Below are 1,118 nucleotides of genomic sequence, written 5' to 3' on the forward strand. Positions count from 1 at the left end.
TCTGTAACCGGAGCTAACTTCAATACGGCTAATGCTACTTATGTATGGACGTATGAAGGTACAACCCTTGCTGATAACGATGCCAGCATCACACCGGCTAACGGAGCCTTTGGTACCTATGAAGTTACAGTAACTGTAAACGGATGTACTGCCACACAAAGTGTAACTGTGAGTGAGAACACTGCCAACATCGCACTTATGTATGAAGAAGGTTGTGAAGATGGAGACTATCTTGTAACCGTAATGCCTTTCAATGACCCTCAAACAGGTGATTCATTCAACCCTGATACAGCCAGCTATGCATGGAGTGGCCCTAACGGCTTCTCAGGAAGCACCCAACAGGTAACTGTTCCTGCGGCAGGTATCTATACTGTAACAGTAACCACTGCTGACGGTTGTGTGGGCGAAGTAGAGATTAATGTGCTTGACACAAGCTGTTCTATCCAGAGGGGTATTTCTCCAAACGGTGACGGCATGAACGACAGCTTCGACCTGACTTCACTTGGTGTGAGCAAGATCAGTATCTTTAACCGTTACGGTAAAGAGGTATTCAGCTACGGTGCTTATACCAACCAATGGCATGGTCAGGGCAGCAACGGAGATGAACTGCCAACAGGTACTTACTTCTACTCAATTCAGCGCAGCAACGGAGAGAGTAAAACAGGTTGGGTTTACATCAACAGGCAACAATAATTAATAAATATAAAAAGGAAAAGTTCCCGCATTCTTCATGGCGGGGGCTTTCCTTTTGTTTTTTAAGAATGTTCAAAATCCTAAAGATGTAAGCGTCAGTTCTTTAAATAATTTTAGCGTTTATAGCTATTTTTTTGTTAAATCTAATGCACGCTCTTTTCGTAATTCCAAATAATAAGTACCTTCAATTTTTGAAAAACGTAAACAGTATATAAGTAACACACTCATATGAAGAAACTATACTTAGCAGCATTTCTGGGGCTGTTAGGCTTTGCCGAGAGCACGGCCCAGCAGGACCCTCATTACACACAGTACATGTACAACATGAACGTGATCAACCCGGCCTATGCCGGATCAAAGGAGAACCTTGCCTTCGGCTTGCTTTACCGCGCCCAGTGGGTAGATGTGGAGGGGGCACCCACCAC

General features: G+C 44.2%; 2 protein-coding genes. Both read left to right on the forward strand.

Annotation, left to right across the window (positions count from 1 at the left end; all coding sequences use genetic code 11):
• The coding region (locus tag KJK34_RS14955) for a T9SS type B sorting domain-containing protein (RefSeq protein ID WP_223054697.1) at positions 1-693 on the forward strand (693 nt) is incomplete at its 5' end.
• Between the two features lie 228 nt (positions 694-921).
• Positions 922-1,118, forward strand: a 197-nt coding sequence (locus KJK34_RS14960; protein ID WP_223054698.1) for a type IX secretion system membrane protein PorP/SprF, incomplete at its 3' end; no start/stop codon positions are given.

This window comes from Flavobacterium coralii (genome assembly GCF_019891545.1).
In the GTDB taxonomy this organism is placed as follows: domain Bacteria; phylum Bacteroidota; class Bacteroidia; order Flavobacteriales; family Flavobacteriaceae; genus Flavobacterium; species Flavobacterium coralii.